At 69.6% G+C, this 19,965-nt stretch carries 17 protein-coding genes; 13 read left to right on the plus strand and 4 right to left on the minus strand.

Annotation, left to right across the window (positions count from 1 at the left end; genetic code table 11):
• Positions 1 to 76 precede the first annotated feature (76 nt).
• The 5 genes from sucB to OID54_RS11295 all read left to right on the plus strand — a co-directional run bounded on the left by sucB (position 77) and on the right by OID54_RS11295 (position 8,054).
• A complete protein-coding gene (gene sucB, locus OID54_RS11275) occupies positions 77 to 1,945 on the plus strand; it encodes a 2-oxoglutarate dehydrogenase, E2 component, dihydrolipoamide succinyltransferase (protein ID WP_329017681.1) in 1,869 nt (622 codons plus the stop codon).
• 143 nt (positions 1,946 to 2,088) lie between these two features.
• Positions 2,089 to 2,712 carry a GntR family transcriptional regulator gene (locus OID54_RS11280; protein WP_329017684.1) on the plus strand — a complete coding sequence of 208 codons (624 nt, stop codon included), beginning with the start codon at positions 2,089 to 2,091 and terminating at the stop codon, positions 2,710 to 2,712.
• Positions 2,713 to 3,416: 704 nt separating this feature from the next.
• Entirely contained in the window at positions 3,417 to 6,098 is a 2,682-nt protein-coding gene (aceE, locus tag OID54_RS11285; protein WP_329017686.1) for a pyruvate dehydrogenase (acetyl-transferring), homodimeric type, read from the plus strand.
• Positions 6,099 to 6,216: 118 nt separating this feature from the next.
• Entirely contained in the window at positions 6,217 to 7,044 is an 828-nt protein-coding gene (locus OID54_RS11290) for a MerR family transcriptional regulator (RefSeq protein ID WP_329017689.1), read from the plus strand.
• A gap of 29 nt (positions 7,045 to 7,073) precedes the next feature.
• Positions 7,074 to 8,054: a helix-turn-helix transcriptional regulator gene (locus OID54_RS11295; protein ID WP_329017692.1), complete on the plus strand. Its 981-nt coding sequence runs from the start codon at positions 7,074 to 7,076 to the stop codon at positions 8,052 to 8,054.
• 46 nt (positions 8,055 to 8,100) lie between these two features.
• Here the strand turns inward: OID54_RS11295 and OID54_RS11300 are convergent, their stop codons facing one another.
• A complete protein-coding gene (locus tag OID54_RS11300) occupies positions 8,101 to 9,036 on the minus strand; it encodes an SDR family oxidoreductase (protein WP_329017695.1) in 936 nt (311 codons plus the stop codon).
• A 159-nt stretch (positions 9,037 to 9,195) separates the two neighbouring features.
• On the opposite strand from OID54_RS11300, the gene OID54_RS11305 reads away from it, so the two are divergent.
• Complete coding sequence (locus OID54_RS11305; protein ID WP_329027424.1) at positions 9,196 to 9,717, plus strand: DUF4240 domain-containing protein; 522 nt, start codon at positions 9,196 to 9,198, stop codon at positions 9,715 to 9,717.
• Between the two features lie 34 nt (positions 9,718 to 9,751).
• Here OID54_RS11305 and OID54_RS11310 read toward each other — a convergent pair whose 3' ends face one another.
• Positions 9,752 to 10,318, minus strand: a complete 567-nt coding sequence (locus OID54_RS11310; protein ID WP_329017697.1) for a GNAT family N-acetyltransferase — start codon at positions 10,316 to 10,318, stop codon at positions 9,752 to 9,754.
• Positions 10,319 to 10,362: 44 nt separating this feature from the next.
• Between OID54_RS11310 and OID54_RS11315 the strand changes: the two genes are divergently transcribed.
• On the plus strand, positions 10,363 to 11,253 hold the full coding sequence (locus OID54_RS11315; protein ID WP_329017699.1) for a TIGR01777 family oxidoreductase: 891 nt from the start codon (positions 10,363 to 10,365) through the stop codon (positions 11,251 to 11,253).
• 65 nt (positions 11,254 to 11,318) lie between these two features.
• On the opposite strand, the gene OID54_RS11320 is transcribed toward OID54_RS11315, so the two are convergent.
• Positions 11,319 to 13,019, minus strand: coding sequence for an ATP-binding protein (locus tag OID54_RS11320; RefSeq protein ID WP_329017702.1), 1,701 nt, complete (start codon positions 13,017 to 13,019; stop codon positions 11,319 to 11,321).
• Positions 13,020 to 13,082: 63 nt separating this feature from the next.
• Here OID54_RS11320 and OID54_RS11325 point away from each other — a divergent pair, with 63 nt between their 5' ends.
• Entirely contained in the window at positions 13,083 to 13,226 is a 144-nt protein-coding gene (locus OID54_RS11325; protein WP_329017705.1) for a hypothetical protein, read from the plus strand.
• Positions 13,227 to 13,422: 196 nt separating this feature from the next.
• Positions 13,423 to 14,742, plus strand: coding sequence for an NAD(P)/FAD-dependent oxidoreductase (locus tag OID54_RS11330; protein WP_329017708.1), 1,320 nt, complete (start codon positions 13,423 to 13,425; stop codon positions 14,740 to 14,742).
• Positions 14,743 to 14,882: 140 nt separating this feature from the next.
• On the opposite strand, the gene OID54_RS11335 is transcribed toward OID54_RS11330, so the two are convergent.
• Positions 14,883 to 16,337, minus strand: a complete 1,455-nt coding sequence (locus OID54_RS11335) for a regulator (RefSeq protein WP_329017711.1) — start codon at positions 16,335 to 16,337, stop codon at positions 14,883 to 14,885.
• 249 nt (positions 16,338 to 16,586) lie between these two features.
• Between OID54_RS11335 and lipB the strand changes: the two genes are divergently transcribed.
• From lipB to OID54_RS11355, 4 genes are all read left to right on the plus strand, one after another.
• Entirely contained in the window at positions 16,587 to 17,381 is a 795-nt protein-coding gene (gene lipB, locus OID54_RS11340; protein WP_329017714.1) for a lipoyl(octanoyl) transferase LipB, read from the plus strand.
• Between the two features lie 136 nt (positions 17,382 to 17,517).
• Positions 17,518 to 18,471 carry a lipoyl synthase gene (gene lipA / locus OID54_RS11345; protein WP_329017717.1) on the plus strand — a complete coding sequence of 318 codons (954 nt, stop codon included), beginning with the start codon at positions 17,518 to 17,520 and terminating at the stop codon, positions 18,469 to 18,471.
• 421 nt (positions 18,472 to 18,892) lie between these two features.
• Positions 18,893 to 19,111, plus strand: coding sequence for an SCO2195 family GlnR-regulated protein (locus OID54_RS11350; protein ID WP_329017720.1), 219 nt, complete (start codon positions 18,893 to 18,895; stop codon positions 19,109 to 19,111).
• 10 nt (positions 19,112 to 19,121) lie between these two features.
• Positions 19,122 to 19,832, plus strand: a complete 711-nt coding sequence (locus tag OID54_RS11355; protein WP_329017723.1) for a DUF4191 domain-containing protein — start codon at positions 19,122 to 19,124, stop codon at positions 19,830 to 19,832.
• Positions 19,833 to 19,965: the final 133 nt, after the last annotated feature.

The raw sequence follows: 19,965 nt of genomic DNA on the forward strand, positions 1-19,965 counted from the left end.
GACCACTTCCGCATTTCCCCTCTGCTCGCGCTTCGCTTGAGCTGGGGAGACCCCACCGTTAGGAGCAACTGAAACCATGTCGGTTTCCGTAACCCTTCCGGCGCTCGGTGAGAGCGTCACCGAGGGCACTGTCACCCGCTGGCTGAAGGCCGAGGGCGAGCGCGTCGAGGCCGACGAGCCGTTGCTTGAGGTGTCGACCGACAAGGTCGACACCGAGATCCCCGCGCCCGCGTCCGGCGTACTCGCCTCCATCAAGGTCGCCGAGGACGAGACCGTCGAGGTCGGCGCCGAGCTGGCCATCATCGACGACGGCAGCGGCGCTCCGGCCGAGGCACCGGCACCGGCCGCCGAGCAGGCGCCCGCCCCGGCTCCTGCTCCCGCGCAGGAAGCTCCGGCTCAGCCCGCAGCCCCGGCGCAGGCAGCGCCCGAACCGGCTCCCGAGCCCGCCCAGCAGGCACCGGCGCCCGCCCCGGCTCCGGCACCCGCGCAGGAGGCTCCGGCCGCACCCGCCGGCGGTGCGAGTGGCACCGACGTGGTGCTGCCCGCGCTCGGTGAGAGCGTCACCGAGGGCACTGTCACCCGCTGGCTGAAGGCCGAGGGCGAGCGCGTCGAGGCCGACGAGCCGCTGCTGGAGGTGTCGACCGACAAGGTCGACACCGAGATCCCCGCGCCCACGGCCGGCGTCCTGCTGGAGATCGTGGTCGGCGAGGACGAGACCGCCGAGGTCGGCGCGAAGCTGGCCGTCATCGGTGCTCCCGGTGCGGCTCCTGCCGCTCCGGCCCAGCCTGCGGCACCGGCTCCCGAGCCCGCCCAGCAGGCACCGGCGCCCGCCCCGGCTCCGGCGCCTGCACCCGCGCCGGCTCAGCCCGCAGCCCCGGCTCCCGCCGCTCAGGCTCCGGCACCCGCGCCCGCTCCTGCGCAGCAAGCTCCGGCTCAGCCCGCGGCTCCGGCTCCAGCACCTGCCCAGCAGGCACCGGCAGCACCCGCACCCGCACCGGTCGCTCCCGTCGGCAGCGATGTGTATGTGACCCCGCTGGTCCGCAAGCTCGCCTCCGAGAACAGCGTGGACCTCTCCGCGGTCAAGGGCTCGGGCGTGGGCGGACGCATCCGCAAGCAGGACGTCATCGCGGCGGCGGAGGCCAGCAAGGCCGCCGCACCGGCACCGGCCGCCGCACCCGCGGCTGCTGCGCCGTCCGCGAAGGCGCCCTCACTTGAGGTGTCCCCGCTGCGCGGCCAGACGGTCAAGATGACCCGGATGCGCAAGCTCATCGGCGACAACATGATGAAGGCGCTGCACACCCAGGCGCAGCTGACCTCGGTCGTCGAGGTCGACATCACCAAGCTGATGCGACTGCGCAACCAGGCCAAGGAGAGCTTCGCGGCTCGCGAGGGCGTCAAGCTCTCCCCGATGCCGTTCTTCGTGAAGGCCGCCGGGCAGGCGCTGAAGGCCCACCCGATCGTCAACGCCCGGATCAACGAGGACGAAGGCACCATCACGTACTTCGACTCGGAGAACATCGGCATCGCCGTGGACTCCGAGAAGGGTCTGATGACGCCGGTCATCAAGGGCGCGGGCGACCTCAACATCGCCGGCATCGCCAAGAAGACCGCCGAGTTGGCCGGTGCCGTCCGGTCCAACAAGATCCGGCCGGACGACCTGGCGGGTGCGACCTTCACCATCAGCAACACCGGTTCGCGCGGTGCGCTCTTCGACACGGTCATCGTGCCGCCGACCCAGGCCGCCATCCTGGGCATCGGTGCCACGGTGAAGCGTCCGGCGGTCATCGAGACGCCGGAAGGCACCGTGATCGGTGTCCGCGACATGACGTATCTCTCGCTCTCGTACGACCACCGTCTCGTGGACGGCGCGGATGCCGCCCGCTACCTGACCTCGGTCAAGGCGATCCTGGAAGCCGGCGAGTTCGAGGTTGAACTGGGCCTTTAAGGCCCGTCGGCAGGTGTCTACCGACAGTGCACTACGGCGCCCCCGTCCGGGGTTCTCCCGGGCGGGGGCGCCGTGCGTCCGCTGTCCCCCGCCGACCGAGGGGCATAATCGGTGAGCTATGCCCATCCCTGAAGGAGCCCCCCATGACCCCGCCCGTCGTCCAGTCGCTGCGGGAGCAGATCCGCGCGCACATCGTGGAGGGGATCGTCAGTGGCCGCTGGAAGCCGGGAGAGCGGATCGTCGAGCGCGGCATCGCCACTGAGCTCCAGGTCTCCCAGACCCCGGTCCGAGAGGCGCTCCGCGAGCTGGAGAGCCTTCGGCTGATCGAATCCGCGCCCAACAAGGGCGTCAGGGTGCGCAATCTGACCGCCGCCGACCTGGAGGAGAGCTATCCCGTACGGGCGGGGCTTGAGCAGATCGCGGCGGAACTCGCAGCCGAGCACCTCGCCCGGGACTGCTCGACGCTCCAGCCCCATGTGACCGCGCTGTACGCCGCCGACCAGGCGGGTGACTCGGCCGGCCAGGTCCGCCATACCGTCGCCTTCCACCGGGAGTTGGTGCGTGCCGCGGACAACGCGGTCCTGCTCCACACCTGGGAGGGGCTCGGCATCGAGGTCTTCACCGCTCTGTCGATCAGATGGCTGGGTACGGTCCAGCAGTCGTACGCGGAGGAGCACGAGGCGCTGGTGGAGGCTTTCCTACGACGTGATCCGGACATCGGTCTCCTGGTGAAGGCGCATGTGCTCGGGTGCGCGCCCCGCGCGTAGTCCTCGATGTCGCGGGCTGTCGGGGTCCGTGACGGCCTGCTGTTTTAGGCCGGCTCAACGTTCCTGTCGCAGGCTGCGGGCATGGTCCGTGTCCCCCGGCAGGCAGGCTGCCTAGCCGGTCTCCCCACCGGTGTCGTTCGGCCACCGGGTCCCGCCCCTTCGCACCGACGGGAGGGGCGCGGCCCCTGGCGGTCGGGGCTGCAGGCCGCCTGCTCCAGGTCGCCGGGGAGGCACGGGCCCGCAGCACACGAGGCGTCGGCGGTGACCGTCCCCGTCTGTTGCACGACCGGCCATCCCCTCTGTCGTCCCGTCCGTCGCACTGCCGGCTGGACCGTCCGTCGCACTACCGGCTGGCCCCTCTGTCGCGCTCTCGGCCATCTCACCCGTCGTCCTGGCGAACGCCCCCCGGTCGACCCGCCCAGCCAGTACGCTCCCACAGAGCACAGCTTCCCCATTGCCCTCTGTTGTCGGGCCAGCAACAAAGCCCTGCTCAGGGCGGGGAAACGCGGCACCGGGTGCCGTTTCACGGGGCACGGAATGCCAATTTCGCCCCTCGGAGTATTTTTATCTCCGAATACTTTGATCGATCATCGATCAGAGGCTTACAGTCACCTTCGGGGTCAGCCCCCACCGCCCTGTCCTGCCAGACGAGGCAGCCCCATCACCCCCTGTTACACCACCTCCCAGTCCGGAAGGCGGCGATCATGACCGACCCCCTAGGCAAGCTTCCGAGCGAGCTCGACCAGCTCCCGGACCGTGACCGTGAGGAGACCGCCGAATGGGCGGCCTCCCTCGACGCCGTTACACAGCATGCCGGCCCGCATCGCGCCGCGTATCTGATGCGCCGCACCCTCCAGCACGCCGAGGCCGCCGGCATCCCGGTACCCCGGTTGCTGGAGACGGACTATGTGAACACCATCCCGACCGCCGCCGAGCCCGCCTTCGACGGCGACGAGGCGTTGGAAGCACGGATCACCGCGTGGAACCGCTGGAACGCGGCTGCGATGGTCACCCGAGGCTCCCGGCTCGGCGTGGGCGGCCACATAGCCACTTTTGCCTCTGCTGCCTGGCTCTACGAGACGGGCTTCAACCACTTCTTCCAGGGCAAGGAGCGGGACGGCAGCGGCGACCAGATCTATGTCCAGGGCCACGCCTCGCCCGGCATCTACGCCCGCGCGTTCCTCGACGGCCGGTTGAGCGAAGCGCACCTGGACAACTTCCGCCAGGAAGCCGGCGGCGAGGGTCTGCCCTCGTACCCCCACCCGCGCCGACTGCCCTGGCTGTGGGAGTTCCCCACCGTTTCCATGGGTCTTGGGCCGCTCTCGGCCATCTATCAGGCGCGTTTCAACCGCTATCTCCACAATCGCAAGATCAAGGACACCTCGGCCTCGCATGTGTGGGCCTTCCTCGGTGACGGCGAGATGGACGAGCCCGAGTCGACCGCGGCCCTCGCGCTCGCGGCCCGGGAGCAGTTGGACAACCTGACGTTCGTCATCAACTGCAACCTCCAGCGCCTCGACGGGCCGGTGCGCGCCAACTTCAAGATCGTGCAGGAGTTGGAGGCCCAGTTCCGCGGCGCGGGCTGGAACGTCGTCAAATCCCTCTGGGGCTCCGCCTGGGACGAGCTGTTCCAGCTCGACACCACGGGCGCCCTGCTGCGCCGACTGCGCGAGGTGCCGGACGCCCAATTCCAGACGTACGCCACGCGGGACGTCACGTACATCCGTGAGCACTTCTTCGGTACCGAGCCCGCCCTGATCGAGCTGGCGCGAGTCATCGGGGACGCCAAGATCGCCGAGTGCTTCTACACCTCCCGCGGCGGCCACGAGGCCCGCAAGGTGTACGCCGCCTACCGGGCCGCGATCTCGCACAAGGGCGCGCCGACCGTGATCCTGGCGCAGACCGTCAAGGGCCACACCCTCGGCAAGGGCTTCGCGTCCAAGAACGCCAACCACCAGATGAAGAAGCTGACGGTGGACGAGTTCATGTGCATGCGGGACCTGCTGGAGCTGCCGATCCCCGACAGCGCCTTCGGTGACGGTCTGGTGCCCTACGGCCACCCCGGCGAGGACTCGCCCGAGGTGCGCTACCTGCATGAGCGCCGTGCGGCGCTCGGCGGGCCCGCGCCGGCGCGACGCGTGCACTCCGTGGCCCTGCCGGCCCCCGAGGAGCGTGCGTTCAAGACCCTGGAGAAGGGCTCCGGCAAGCAGGAGATGGCCACCACCATGGCCTTCGTCCGGCTGGTCAAGGACCTGATGCGGGACAAGGAGACCGGCCGCCGCTGGGTGCCGATCGTGCCCGACGAGGCCCGCACCTTCGGCATGGAGTCGCTGTTCCCTTCGGCGGGCATCTACTCGCCGCTGGGCCAGACGTACGAGCCGGTCGACCGCGACCAGCTGATGTACTACCGGGAGGCCAAGGACGGCCAGATCCTCAACGAGGGGATCACCGAGGCCGGTTCGATGGCCGACTTCATCGCCGCCGCCACGTCGTACGCGACGCACGGCGAGCCGATGATCCCGTTCTACATCTTCTACTCGATGTTCGGCTGGCAGCGCACCGGTGACCAGATGTGGCAGCTCGCCGACCAGCTCGGCAAGGGCTTCATCGTCGGTGCGACCGCGGGCCGCACCACACTGACCGGCGAGGGCCTCCAGCACGCGGACGGCCATTCGCAGCTGATCGCCGCCACCAACCCGGCGTCGCTCAACTACGACCCGGCGTTCGCGTACGAGATCGCGGTGATCGTCAAGGAGGGTCTGCGCCGGATGTACGGGGAGAACCTCCCCGGCGAGGACCCGAACGTCTTCTACTACCTGACCGTCTACAACGAGCCCAAGCCACAGCCCGCCATGCCCGAGGGCGTGGAGGAGGGCATCATCCGCGGGCTCTACCGCTTCAAGGAGGGCGTGGCCGCCTCCGCCGACTCGCCGCGGCTCCAGCTGATGGCCTCGGGAACGGCGATCCACTGGGCCCTGGAGGCTCAGGAACTGCTCGCCGCCGAGTGGGGCGTCACGGCCGACGTCTGGTCGGCGACCTCCTGGGGCGAGCTGCGCCGGGACGCGTTGGAGGCCGATGCGGCCCTCCTCCGCGGGGAGCAGCGCACTCCGTACGTCACCCAGGCGCTCAGCGGAGCACCGGGCCCGGTGCTCGCGGTCAGCGACTGGATGCGCCAGGTGCCGGACCAGATCAGCCAGTGGGTCGAGCAGGACTGGTCCTCGCTGGGCACCGACGGCTTCGGTCTGTCGGACACCCGGCCGGCGGCGCGGCGGCACTTCGGTGTCGACGCCCAGTCGGTCACGGTCGCGGCGCTGGCCCAGCTGGCGCGGCGCGGCGAGATCCCCGCCTCCACCGTCAAGGAGGCGCGCGAGCGCTACGGTCTGTGATCGCACCTCCCGCTGGCCGGGGGCGATGACACGGAGAGTAAGAATTGAGGGGCGTCCCGCAGATATCGGGGGCGCCCCTTGACCTTGACACCGTGTGAACCCGTGGACTGAGGGAGTCATGTTCACCATCGGAGACTTCGCCAGGCACGGCCGGGTATCGGCCCGGATGCTGCGCCACTACGACGCGATCGGGTTGCTGCGCCCGGAGCGCACCGACCCGTTCACGGGCTACCGCCACTACGGGGCGGCCCAGCTCTCCCGGCTCAACCGGATCATCGCCCTCAAGGACCTCGGCTTCACCCTGGACCAGGTGGGGCGCATCCTGGCGGAGAAGGTGAATACGGACGAGTTGCGCGGGATGCTCGTTCTGCGGCGGGCCGAGTTGGAAGCGGCGATGGCCGCGGCTGCGGCCACGCTGGGCCAGGTCGAGGCGAGGCTCCGGACCATCGAGAGCGAGGGGCGCATGCCCACCGACGACGTCATCATCAAGTCACTGCCCGCCGTGCGGGTCGCCGAGCTCACGGCAGTGGCCGAGAGCTATGCGCCCGAGCACATCGGCCCGGTCATCGGCCCCCTCTACCAGGAGTTGTTCCGTCGGGTGGAGCCGTCGGACATCTCTCCCACTGGCCCGGGCATCGCGTACTACGAGGACTCGCCGGAGGGCGACGGCACGATCGTGGTCCACGCCGGGGTGACGGTCGCGGCTGTCGCGGCAGGCCCCCGGCCCGGGTTGGACTTCGCGATCGTGGAGCTGCCGGCGATCGAACGCGCGGCCACCGTCGTGCACCGCGGATCGATGCAGTCGGTGATGCCCACGGCGCAGACGCTGGCCCGCTGGATCGACGCGGGCGGCCATCGCTCAGCCGGCTATGCGCGTGAGGTCAGCCTGGAGTGCCCGCCCGACCCGGACCAGTGGGTCACCGAGCTCCAGGAACCGCTGGCCTAGCCCGCGCTGGCCCGGGCGATGATGGGACCATGCGCGCTGCTCGGCTGATCAAGATGGTGCTGCTCCTTCAGTCCCGACCGTCCATGACGGGCGCCGAACTGGCCCGGGAGCTAGAGGTCTCGGAGCGGACCGTGACCCGGGACGCACTCGCCCTGTCGGAGGCGGGCGTCCCGGTGTACGCGGACCGAGGCCGAACGGGCGGGTACCGGCTGATCGGCGGCTATCGCACCCGATTGACGGGTCTTGGTCGCAGCGAGGCCGAGGCGCTGTTCCTCTCGGGCCTGCCGGGGGCACTGCGCGAGATGGGGTTGGCGGACGCGGCGTCAGCGGCCCGGCTGAAGGTGTCCGCGGCCCTGCTGCCCTCGATCCGTGACGCGTCACGCAGTGCCACGCAGCGCTTCCACCTCGATGCCCCTGGCTGGTACCAGGAACCGAAGACGCCACCGCTGCTCCCGGCGGTCGCCGAGGCGGTGTGGGACGACCGTCGGTTGTCGGTGGTGTACCGCAACCGCAAGGGCGTGGAGGTACAGCGGGAGCTTGAGCCCTATGGCCTCGTCCTCAAAGCGGGGATCTGGTACCTCTGCGCGCGGGTCGAGGGTTCCTACCGGGTGTACCGGATCGACCGCTTCGAGTCCGTCGGAGACATGACGGACAGCGAGATCTTCGTCCGGGACGAGGGGTTCGACCTGCCCGAGTTCTGGACGGAGCGGGCGGCGCAGTTCGCGCGTTCCATCCTGCGTCTGGAGATCGTGGTGCGCCTCACCGAGCAGGGCGCGCATCGACTGCCGTACGTCACGGATCGGGCTGCCGCCCGGGAGGCCCTGGCTGCGGCGGGGCCTGCCGATCCCGATGGTCGGACGACCGTACGGCTGCCCGTGGAGTCCCCCGAGGTGGCGTACGCCCAACTGTTCGCGCTGGGGGCGGAGGTGGAAGTGCTGGAGCCTCTTGAGCTGCGCGAGGCGTTCGCCGCGGCGGCGCGGCGGATGGTCGATCTCTACGGGCGGTCTTGAGGGGTACGGCATCCGGCCGTACCCCCGTGCCATCAGAAGGCGTCGGCTACCGGTAGTCGGCCGTGTCCGGGGAGCCTCCGGCGCGCTCAGCGAGGATGTAGCTCCAGACGTCCGGCCTGCTGCCGTCGGCGTCCGTGAGGTCGTACTCCTTGGCCAGTTGTCCGCTGTCGAGGGACTGTCCGTTCCACCGGGCGCGCTCGGGGTCAGCGGCGAGCGCGGCGACTCCACGGCCCAGATAGAGGGGCGATTCCGAGAGCGACCAGTGCGGCTGGGCCTCGGTGCCCTCGCGCCAGTTCTCCTCGGTGAGGCCGAAGGTGTCGAGCATCTCCTCGGAGCGGATGAACCCCGGGGTGACCGCGACCGCCGTGCCACCGACCGCCTTCAACTCCTCGCCCAGGACGAAGGCCATGCGGATGGGCGTGTTCTTGGCCAGGTCGTAGTAGAAGTTCTCGCGGAAGCCCTCGTTGGTCCGGGCGGTGCCGTCGGTGACCTCGATGACGAGCCCGCCCGGCCTGCGGACCAGCAGGGGCAGTGCCACGCTGCTGGTGATGATGTGACTGCGGACCCCCAGATCGATCATCCGTAGTCCACGGTCGAGGTCGATGTCCCACATCCGGGTGTCGAAGTCGAGCAGCGCGTTGCCGCCCCAGATGTCGTTGACGAGGATGTCGAGCCGGCCCTGCTCGCGTTCGATCCGGGTGACGAGGTCCCTGACCTGTTCCACCTGGAGGTGGTCGGTGGGCACCGCGATTCCCGTGCCGCCCGCGGCGTCCACCAGTTCGGCCGTCTCCTCGATGGTCTCCGTCGGTCGGCCCATCTCGCTGACCCGTTCGCGGGTCGTGCGTCCAGTGACGTAGACGGTCGCGCCCTGCTGTCCGAGTTGCACGGCGATGGCCCGGCCGGCGCCCCGAGTAGCCCCGGCGACCAGAGCGATCCGCCCGGTGAGCGGGGGTGCGTCCGCTGCTGTGTTCTTCGTCGTCATGGGAACGACCGTCGCACGGATACCGGACATCTTCTGTCGGGGATTGCGCTCCCGCGGGGAACGAGGAGTGAATCTCCTTCGAAAGAACCCTTCGAAATCCTCATCACTTCGGTGGCTCGGCGTGCGCCGCCCCCCGCCAACCACGATGCTGGACCCGTGATGGACGAGACGGAGTTCTGGGAGATCGTCGACAGCACCCGCGAGGCCGCCGAAGGCGACCCCGAAGACCATGCCGACCTGCTGGTGGAACGGCTGATGCAGCTCGACCCCGACTCCGTGCTGGACTTCGCCCGCCACTTCGAGGCCCGCTACAACCGGGCGTACACCTGGGAGCTGTGGGGAGCCGCCGCCTTGCTGCTGGGCGGGGCCAGCGACGATGCCTTCGACTACTTCCGCTGCTGGCTGATCGGCCAGGGCAGGGAGGTCTTCGAAGGCGCGGTGCACGAGCCGGACGAGCTGGCCGAACTCCTCGAAGACTTCGACGACGACATCGACGGGGACGGCGAGGAACTGGGGTACGCGGCGGACGAGGCATATGAGCAGCTGACCGGCGTCGTCGCACCGGACCTGGGGATTCCGCCCCAGCCAGCGGAACCGCTGGGGTCGGCGTTCAACCTCGACGACGATGCCGGGCTGGCCCGCCGCTTCCCCCGGTTGTGGGAGCGGTTCGGCACGGACTGAGTCGGCTGGGGCGGGCCGCCCGTGATCAGTACGGCTAGGCGGTGTCCGAACGCAGGGTGCGGCCCATGAACACGTCGTCGACGTACCGGCCGCCGAGGAAGAACTCCTCAGGCAGCACTCCCTCCACCGTGAAGCCCTCGGACTCATAGAGCGCGCGGGCGGGCGTGTTGTGTCCCAGCACCCGCAGCGTGATCCGCACGGCTCCCTGCTCCCTCGCTTGGCGACAAGCCGCCCGCAACAGCGCCCGGGCCACTCCGCGGCCCCGTGCCTTCGGAGAGACGGCGAGCCCCTGTATCTGGCGCACGTGCTGATTGGCGGCGAGAGAGGTCGGCGGCACAAGCCGGAGGTAGCCGATGACCGGACCGCCCGCGCCACCCGCCGACGGCGGCACTCCCATCTCCCCGTCGTGCTCGTCCTTCGGTGTCGCCACCTCTTCCGCGACGAGGTAGTCCTGCGGACGGTGGTTGGAGTCGAAGAAGGAGTCGTACGGAGGCAGGGGCCGCGGGGTCACGGCGTGCAGGGTCGACCAGGTCTCCACGTCGAGAGCGGTGAGGGAGGCGTCATCGGCGAGCAGGGCGGGGCGTATGTGCGACTCGGGCATGACGGCAACTGTGTCATGAAGGGTTCGGAGGGCAGGATGGGCTCATGCGTATCGCGGTCACCGGCTCTTCCGGACTCATCGGCGGCGCCCTGGTGCGCTCACTGCGCGCGGACGGGCACGAGGTGGTGCGTGTGGTGCGCCGCCCCTCCCGGTCCGGGAACGAGGTGGAGTGGCAGCCGAACCGTCAGTACGTCGACGTTGCGGGTCTGGTGGGGTGCGAGGCGGTGGTGAACCTGGCGGGCGCGGGAATCGGCGACCACCGCTGGACCGACGCGTACCGCAAGGAGATCAGGGACAGCCGGGTGCTGGGCACGGCGGCGCTGGCGGAGGCCGTGGCCTCCCTGGACACGCCGCCGCGGGTGCTGCTCAACGGCAGCGCGGTCGGCTACTACGGCGACACCGGCGACCGGGCGGTGGACGAGAACGCTCCGCCGGGCGACGGATTCCTGCCCGAGGTGTGCGTGGAGTGGGAGGAGGCCGCGGCCCCGGCCCAGGAGGCGGGGGTGCGGACCGCGTTCGCCCGCACCGGGCTGGTGGTCGCTCGCGAAGGCGGCGCCTGGGCGCGGATGTTCCCGCTGTTCAAGGCCGGACTCGGTGGCAGGCTGGGCGACGGCCGCCAGTACTGGAGCTTCATCTCCCTGCACGACGAAGTGGCCGCGCTGCGCCACATCCTGGACACGGACGCACTGTCCGGTCCGGTGAACTGCACAGCCCCGGATCCGCTGACCAATCGCGAGATCACCGCGGCCATGGGGCGCGTACTGCACCGACCGACCCTGTTCGCGGTGCCCGCGGTGGCGCTGAAGGTGGTGCTCGGGGACATGGCGGGCGATGTGCTCGGCAGTCAGCGTGCCGTGCCGGCGAAGTTGTTGGACTCGGGGTTCTCCTTCGCGTTCCCGGGGATCGACGCGGCCATCGGGGCAGCGCTGCGCTAGGGCATGCCATCCCGGCGAGTCGTGCCATCGCAGTGTCCGTCGGTCGGCTCGGTGTGTCCCGGCCTCTAGAGACCCTCCCTCGGCTTCTGTCGGGTTCGCCGGCCCTGACCGTGGGGTCCCGGCACGAAGGGCGGGGCGGTCATAAACCCCTCACGGCCCTCCAGTGCATGACCCGGCAGCATGACCAGCGCGATCGTTCCGCCGGAATCGCCGGGACGCAGTTGGACCCGGGTGCCGTGGCGCACGGAGAGCCGGCCCACCACCAGGAGGCCGAGGCGGCGGGAGACCGAGACGTCCACCGTCGGTGGCGAGGCCAGCCGGTCGTTGATCTCGCCGAGGTCCCCGGGCGACAGCCCCACGCCCTTGTCCTGGATCTGGACCAGGAGCCGTCCGTCGGGAAGATCGTGGCCCGTGACCTTGACCCGGTACTGCGGGGAGGAGAACGAGGTGGCGTTCTCCAGTAGTTCACCGAAGAGGTGTACGAGGTCGTTGACGGCCCGGCCCGTGACCTCTGCCACCGGCACCGATTCCAGTTCGATGCGCTCGTACTCCTCGATCGCGGACGCCGCGTCCTTGAGCACATCCACCAGGGGCACCGGCCCGACCATCTCGCGGCCTGCTTCCGCACCTGCGAGGACAAGGAGGTTCTCCCCGTTGCGGCGTATCCGGGTCGCCAGGTGGTCCAACGTGAACAGTGACGACAACTGGTCCGGATCGACTTCCCTCGACTCCAGCGTGGAGATCAGCGAGAGCTGGCGTTTGATCAGCAGCTGATTGCGGCGGGAGAGATTGACGAACAGGTCGTTCATGAGTTCCCGCGCATCGGGTGGATCAGGCTCGCTCACTGCGGGCTCCACCGGGGCCGGCCGCCCTCGCCCCCCGGCTCGACGCTCCTCCTGCGGGCCGCCTCCCGGCTTCGGCCTGGACCGACGCCACCAGCCGCGCGCCGGTCCAGGATCCGAGGAGGTTCGATTCGTCCGTACCGCTTGTACCGCTGTCCAGTGCCGCTCCAACTCCGCCTCCAGTTCCAGTTCGGCCTTCCGTAACGCGAACTCCGTTCGAACCCGCGCGTCTTCGATGAGCTGCTGTGTCTTCAGTGCGTGCGCCAACTCCTCCAGATGGAGCTGGACGAGTGCGCCGAGCCGGTCCCGTTCGGCGGCGGCCTCTTCGAGTTCCTTGTGTACGGCCCCGATCTCGGTGGCCCGGTCGGCGTGCTCCCTCAGTGCCCGCAGGCTTGTCTCGGCCGCGCCCCGCAGCTTCTTCTCGGCCTGGAGCTCGGTGCGCAGTTCCCATACGGTCCGCTCGGCTTCCGTCGCCCTGCCCTCGGCCTCCTTGAGCGCGTCCTGAAGTACGTACACCTGGTGCCGCCGCGGTTCCCGTACCGCGCAGGCCGCGTAGTACTGCTCCCGGACGGAACAGACGACCTCCGGCCGCAGTGCCCGGCCGGTCTTGCTCTCCACCGCCGCGTCCAGGCGGGCCAGGAAGGCGATCTCGGGGAGCCGCTCACCGTTCAGATAGCGGGACAGCGTCGCCGGTGTCACGCCCAGGTGCTGCTCCAGCTCGACCAGCGTCATGTTCAGGATCGTGTAGAACTCGCGCAGTCTGATCGCCCAGGCGGCGATCTCCGGTTTGAGCTCCGGGTCCAGCTTCTTGAGCGGCCGTCCTCGGCGTGCTTCTTGCATCCCCCGCAACAACTCCCCTTCCAGCGCTGCCAGTCGACCAATCTTCCCGGACGACGGGAAGATCTTTTGTTGCTTCTGGCGCAAGATTGACGGCCCCGCGAACGTCGAGGTGCGAGAGGGACAGGACGAAGCACGACGGAAGGGGAAGTGGATCAGGTGGGGATGGTGAAGGCGATCGTCGAACTGATCGCCGCAGTAATCCAGTTCGCGGCGGCAGCTCTAGGAGCGGGGCTGGTGTGGCGGGCGGTGCGCCTTCGGCGGAACGGGGACGCGTCGTCGGACGGCTCCTGAGGCCGGGCGGCGTCGGGCCAGGGCGGTTTGGACTGGCCCCGCGCCGGGCGCGTGCGCCCCCTGCGCTCCGGTGCCCCGCTACACGCGCGCACCAACGGCCGGGGGCCCTGCCTACTCTCGTACTGAACTCGGGTATTCCAGGGGCCTGGCGGGGGCGAGATCCTCCCGTCGGCCGTGCGACCTCGGGGAGGGGCACGTGCTCATCAGCACCGCTCACCACAAGGACCATGCGGACGTCATCGTCGTCGGAGCCGGGGTCGCTGGACTCTCGGCCGCCCACCGGCTGATCAGCGCAGGACTCAGTGTCAGTGTGCTCGAAGCCGCTCCGCGGCCGGGTGGGCGCATGGCCACGGAGGAGGTCGACGGCTTCCGCCTCGACCGGATCGGACAGTTGCTCAGCACCTCGTACCCGGGCCTGTCGGACCAGAACGGCACCACGGACGTCGAGCTGCGGTCCTTCGCTCCCGGTGTGCTGGTCCATGCCGGGGGACGGCTGCACCGCATGGGCGAGACCGTCCGCAGACCAGGTCAACCGGGGAGCGCACGGGGCGCACTGACCGTGGCGAGAGCCCTTGCAAGCGCTCCCAGGCCCTTGGACGAAGCCCGGCTGGCCGCCTGGCTCACCAGACTCGCCGGCACCTCGACCGCGCGGCTCGCGGCCCGGCCTGAGCGGACCGCGCTCGCCTCGTCGTCGAGCCGGGGGCTACCGGCCCGTACCCTCGATGGATTTCTCCGGCCCCTGTTGTCGGCGTTGCTCTGCGATCCGGAGCTGACCACGTCGAGCCGCAGCGCCGATCTGGTGCTGCGGGACTTCGCCCGCGGCCGGCTCGCCGTCCCCGCGGGCGGTGCGGCAACCCTGCCGGAACACCTCGCGGCGACACTGCCCCCCGGCACCCTCCTGACGGGCGTACAGGTCAAGGAGGCATCCATCAACCGGGTCAGCACCGAGGAGTACGGCGAACTCACCTGCCGCGCCCTCGTCGTGGCCACCGGTGCGCAGGAGGCCGCCAGACTGCTGCCGGGGCTGCGGGTGCCCCCGTTCCACCAGGTGACCGTGGTGCACCACACAGCGCCCTCGGCACCACCGACGGGGGCTTCGCTGGTCCTCGACTCGGAACGGATCGGTCCGGTCGCACACACCGCGGTGATGAGCGAGGTCGACCCTTCCCGGGCCCCCGAGGGGCGGGTACTGATCACCTCCACCGTGCTGGGGCCGCCCCCGCCGCAGTTGGAGCAGTCCGTGCGGGGACAGCTGACCCGGCTCTACGGCATCCCCACGGACGACTGGGAGGTGCTCGCCGTGCACCACAGTCCGCAGGCGGTGCCGGCGATGCCCCCACCGCACGACCTCCATCGGCCGGTACGGGTGCTGGCGGGGCTCTACGTCTGCGGCGACCACCGCACCACCAGCACGGTCTGGGGGGCGATGTACTCGGCCCGAAGGGTGACGGACGCGATCCTCCAGGACTTCGCCGTGCGCCGTCCTGGATTGCCGCCGCTGCCCGCCGCCGCCTGAGGGCGAAACCTGCCGGTTCGGTAGTGCCCGCCGTGGCCGTGTGGATCACGGCGGCGACACCGCGGCCTTGTGGATCACGTCCGGTGCCGACGGTCCGCACATCGGACCGTCGGCACCGGACGGTCCGCACCGCGGGTCCCTCACCCGTAGGCGGCGACCCGGTCGCGGTAGTTCCGCACGGCTGCGGCATCCCGGTAGGGCTCCAACCGCCGCTCGAAGTCCCGCACGTACTCCGTGGCCCGCGCGGACCTCATCTCCGACGCCTGCTGGGCCGCCTCCGCGCCCAGCGCACAGGCTTGGTCCAGCTCTCCGAGCCCCAACCTGGCGGAGGCCAGCACCACCCGGCAGAACAGCCTGCTGCGGGCCAGACCGGCCGGACGCAGTTGGAGGGAGCGCTCCGCGTGCTGCACGGCCTGCCGGTACTGCTGGAGGTCGCGGTGGCAGTGTCCGAACTCGTCGGCCAACTGCGCCTCGTCGAAGAACCGCGCCCAGTGCGGCACCTCGTCCCCCGAGCGCGCCGCTTCCAACGCCCTCTCGGCCCGGACGAGCGAGGCGGCACAGGCCCGTCCGTCGCCGAGCACACCGTGACCACGTGCCTCGACGGCGTGCAGGAGTGCCTGGACCGCCGGTGGCGCCGAGTGACCCACCCCCTGTTGGGCGACCCTGGTCAGCTGAACCGCCTCACGGCCATGACCCAGATAGATCGCCTGCCGACTCATGGCGACCAGCACATAGGCGCCGTACGCCCGGTCCCCCGCCGCCTGGGCGAGACGCAGGGCTTGGACGAAGTACCGCTGGGCGAGGCCGTGGGCGGCGATGTCGTACGACGTCCAGCCGGCGAGCCGGGTGAGGTCGGCGACGGCGCCGAAGAGCCTGCGCCCGGTCGCCTCGCCGTAGCTGCCGCGGAGCATCGGCTCGGCCTCGTGCTCCAGATAGCGGACGAGGGCCTGTCTGGCGTGCCCGCCTCCGTAGGCGTGGTCGAGGGTGCGGAACAACTCCCCCACCGAGCGCAGGGCCGCGATGTCGCCGCTGGAGACCCGCTGCCCCGGTCCCCGATCGGTGCGGTCGAAGGCCCGCTGACGGGGCAGGACGCCCGGGCCCGCCTGATGGGGGACCCGTACGCCGATGGGGCCGCTCTCGGAGCGACCGACCCGCTCGTCCGGTCGACCGATGAGCCAATCCCGGCTCGGCACCACGAGCCCGGCGGGGGTGAATGCGATCTTGCGCAGTTCCCCGTGACTGCCCGAGTCCTTGCGCCACAGTCCGCTGACGATGTCGACGGCTTCCTCGGGGGTGGCCGCGAACTCCAGTCCGGCGTAGACGGGGGCACAGGCGTCGAGCCCGAGGTCTTGCGCGGAAAGGCGTCGACCGAGTCGCCGGGTGAAGACTTCGGCGATGAGGGCGGGCGTGGTGCCGCGTGGCTGCTGGCCACGGAGCCAGCGAGTGACGGACGTCTTGTCGTAGCGGAGGTCGAGGCCGTGCTCAAGACCTAACTGATCCACTCGGCGGGCGAGTCCCGCATTGGAGAATCCGGCTTCTGCGATGAGTGCGGCAAGCTGGCGGTTGGGGATGCGCTGCGAGGGTCGTTCCGTCATCAGCTGTGCGGTCTCCTGCCTTCCGGGCCGGTCCAGCCCTCATGGAACGGCGTGAATGTAGCGGCCCTTACCGCGAGTACCGCCGCCTTCGCCCCAAATTCATCCGATCGTGTGAGGATTCAAGGTGACGCTGACGGTCGTACCGCCCCGATAGGGCTCCCAGGGGCCGCCGTACAGTGGCTGGGGCGTAGGGAGTGCAGGTATGCGCCAGATGTGGTTCAAGGGAAAGTCCAAGGGAAAGGCAGTGCCGTGAGTGAGCTGCGGTTCGTCCGGCTGGGCTTTGGCGCCGAGGCGGTGGAGTACCAGGAGGCGTGGCAGAAGCAGCGCGAGGTGCACGCCCAACGCTTCGAGGACGAGATCCCGGACACCTGTCTGCTGCTGGAGCACCCCCCGGTCTACACCGCGGGGCGCCGCACGCTCGACAGCGAGCGCCCCTTGGACGGCACTCCGGTGATCGACGTCGACCGGGGCGGAAAGATCACCTGGCACGGGCCGGGGCAGCTGGTGGGCTACCCCATCATGAAGCTGCCGCGACCGGTGGACGTCGTGGCCCATGTGCGTCGCCTTGAGGACGCGCTGATCCGCGCCTGCGCGGAGTTCGGTGTGCAGACGAGTCGCGTGGAGGGCCGCAGCGGTGTGTGGGTGCTGGGGGATCCCGTCGAGGACCGTCCGGCGATCGGCGGTCTGTCGCTCGACTTCGACCCACGGCTGCACGACGACGAGTTCGACCCGCGCCTGAACGGCCCCGAGTACGCCCCGTCCAACGCGGGCCAGCGTCGTGAGGACCGCAAGCTGGCGGCCATCGGCATCCGCATCGCCAAGGGTGTCTCCATGCACGGCTTCGCCCTCAATGTGAATCCGGACAACACCTGGTTCGACCGGATCGTGCCGTGCGGCATCCGGGACGCGGGCGTGGCTTCGCTCGCGACGGAACTCGGCCGGGACATCTCCGTCGCCGAAGTACTTCCGGTGGTGGAACGGCATCTGAGGGAGGTCCTGGAGACGGCCGAGCCGGCTCCGCGGACGGTCGGGAGTGAAGTCTGAACACCGAGAATCCCAGCGGAAGGGGAATGGACCCTGCTAGCCCCGGGTTGGCTGGAAGTAGGGCCACACAAATGACGGGCGTACCCTGGTGGGCGCCGCAGAATCACATGCCGCGATAGCAGAAAGGGGCGCCGACGTGTCCGCTGTCGCACCCGACGGACGCAAGATGCTGCGCCTGGAGGTCCGGAACAGCCAGACCCCCATCGAGCGCAAGCCCGAGTGGATCAAGACCCGGGCGAAGATGGGTCCCGAGTACACGAAAATGCAGCAGCTCGTCAAAAGCGAGGGCCTGCACACCGTGTGCCAGGAGGCCGGCTGTCCCAATATCTATGAGTGCTGGGAGGACCGCGAGGCGACCTTCCTCATCGGTGGCGACCAGTGCACCCGACGTTGCGACTTCTGCCAGATCGACACGGGCAAGCCGCAGGCGCTCGACCGTGACGAGCCGCGTCGAGTGGGCGAGTCCGTCGTCACGATGGACCTGAACTACGCCACCATCACCGGTGTCGCCCGTGACGACCTGGAGGACGGCGGAGCCTGGCTCTACGCCGAGACCGTGCGCCAGATCCATGCGATGACGGCGGAGCGGGAGAGCGGGCAGACCAAGGTCGAGCTGCTGATCCCCGACTTCAACGCGGTCCCCGAGCAACTGGCGGAGGTCTTCTCCTCTCGCCCCGAGGTGCTCGCCCACAATGTCGAGACCGTGCCGCGGATCTTCAAGCGCATCCGTCCCGGTTTCCGCTACGAGCGCTCGTTGGAGGTCATCACGCGCGCCCGTGAGGCGGGGCTGGTGACCAAGTCCAATCTGATCCTGGGCATGGGCGAGGAGCGGGCAGAGGTCAGCGAGGCACTGCGCCAGCTGCACGCGGCCGGCTGCGAGCTGATAACGATCACGCAGTACCTGCGGCCTTCGGTGCGCCACCACCCGGTGGAGCGCTGGGTGAAGCCGCACGAGTTCGTGGAGCTGAAGGACGAGGCCGATGAGATCGGCTTCTCCGGCGTGATGTCGGGGCCGCTGGTGCGCTCGTCGTACCGGGCGGGCAGGCTCTTCGGCCAGGCCATGGAGCGGCGGAGTCGAGCGGCAGTGTAGGTGGGGGGTCAGTCGAGGAACGAGACTGGCACGCCGCCGCAACAAGGCGAGACAAAGCGCGACCCAACGAACAGCACGGCGGAGTCGAGCGGCAGTGTAGGTGGGGGGCCAGCCAAGGCCCCCAACAACACCGCTGGCACCCCGCCGCAACAAGGCGAGACAGCCCCTGGCTCCTGTGAATTCAGGCACAAGCAGCTACCGGCAAGTACTGCCAGGTCGGCAGCGGCCCACGCGCTCCCCGCAGGTAGGGGCGGTGCGGGGGCCGCTGCCGCGTTTTCCGCGGCTTTAGGGCAGACACGTAGAGGTTTCATCAGTGTTTGACCGGTCGGTCACCCACTGGTAACACCAATCAGTAACCCTGATTCTCCAGCACCACACCCCCCGCACCTTCCTGCCCGTACATCCCGAGGGGACCGCAATCATGCAGGCCGCGCCGGTACGTCCCGTGCACGCAACCACTCTTCCGTCCGTCACCGACGCGCTGCGCACCGTGGAGTCACTGCTCCTGGGGCGCGGGCACCGCACGGCGCGGCGCAATGCCTGGACATCGGTCCTGGAGGACCGCCGTCGGGCCAAGGACCGGGTCGAAACCCAGCATGTGCTGGAGGCCGTGGCTGGTCGCGCTTCCCAAGCCACGTAAACTTCCGGTTATGGCGAGGAAGGCAAAATCCGACAGCACTGACGCTGCTGCGAACCCGGGGCGACTGAAGCAGATCGCTCTGACCTACAAGATGACCAGGAAGGCCGATTCCAAGATCGGTCTCGTCCTCGCGGCTGTGGGAATCGTCACCTTCGGTGTCTTCCTCGCGATCGGATTCTGGCTCGACTACCCGATCTATCTCGGGATCCTCGGTTTCCTGATCGCTTTCATCGCGATGGCGATCGTCTTCGGGCGCCGGGCCGAGCGGGCGGCCTTCGGGCAGATGGAGGGCCAGCCGGGCGCGGCTGCCGCAGTGCTCCAGAACATCGGCCGAGGCTGGACGACCACACCGGCGGTGGCGATGAACCGCAGCCAGGACGTGGTGCACCGGGCGGTCGGCAAGGCGGGCATCGTGCTGGTGGCCGAGGGCAATCCGAACCGGCTGAAGTCCCTGCTGGCGGCCGAGAAGAAGAAGATGGCACGCATCGTGGTGGACGTGCCGGTGCACGACATCCTGGTGGGTACGGACGAGGGCCAGGTGCCCTTGAAAAAGGTCCGTACGACCATGCTGAAGCTGCCCCGCGTACTGACCGGCCCGCAGGTGACGGCGACCAACGACCGACTGCGCGCCATGGGCGACCTCATGAGCAATATGCCGCTGCCGAAGGGTCCGATGCCCAAGGGCATGCGGATGCCGCGCGGCGGCCCGAAGATGCGCTAGGCCACACCACCACACATCACGAAGGGGCGGCCCGGACAGTGAGTCCGAACCGCCCCTTCCGCATGTTCGTCTGCGGATTCGAACTGCCCCGACGTTCGACCAGTTCCGCATGTTGGTCGAGGGCAGACTGCGC

The organism is Streptomyces sp. NBC_00690 (assembly GCF_036226685.1).
Classification (GTDB): domain Bacteria; phylum Actinomycetota; class Actinomycetes; order Streptomycetales; family Streptomycetaceae; genus Streptomyces.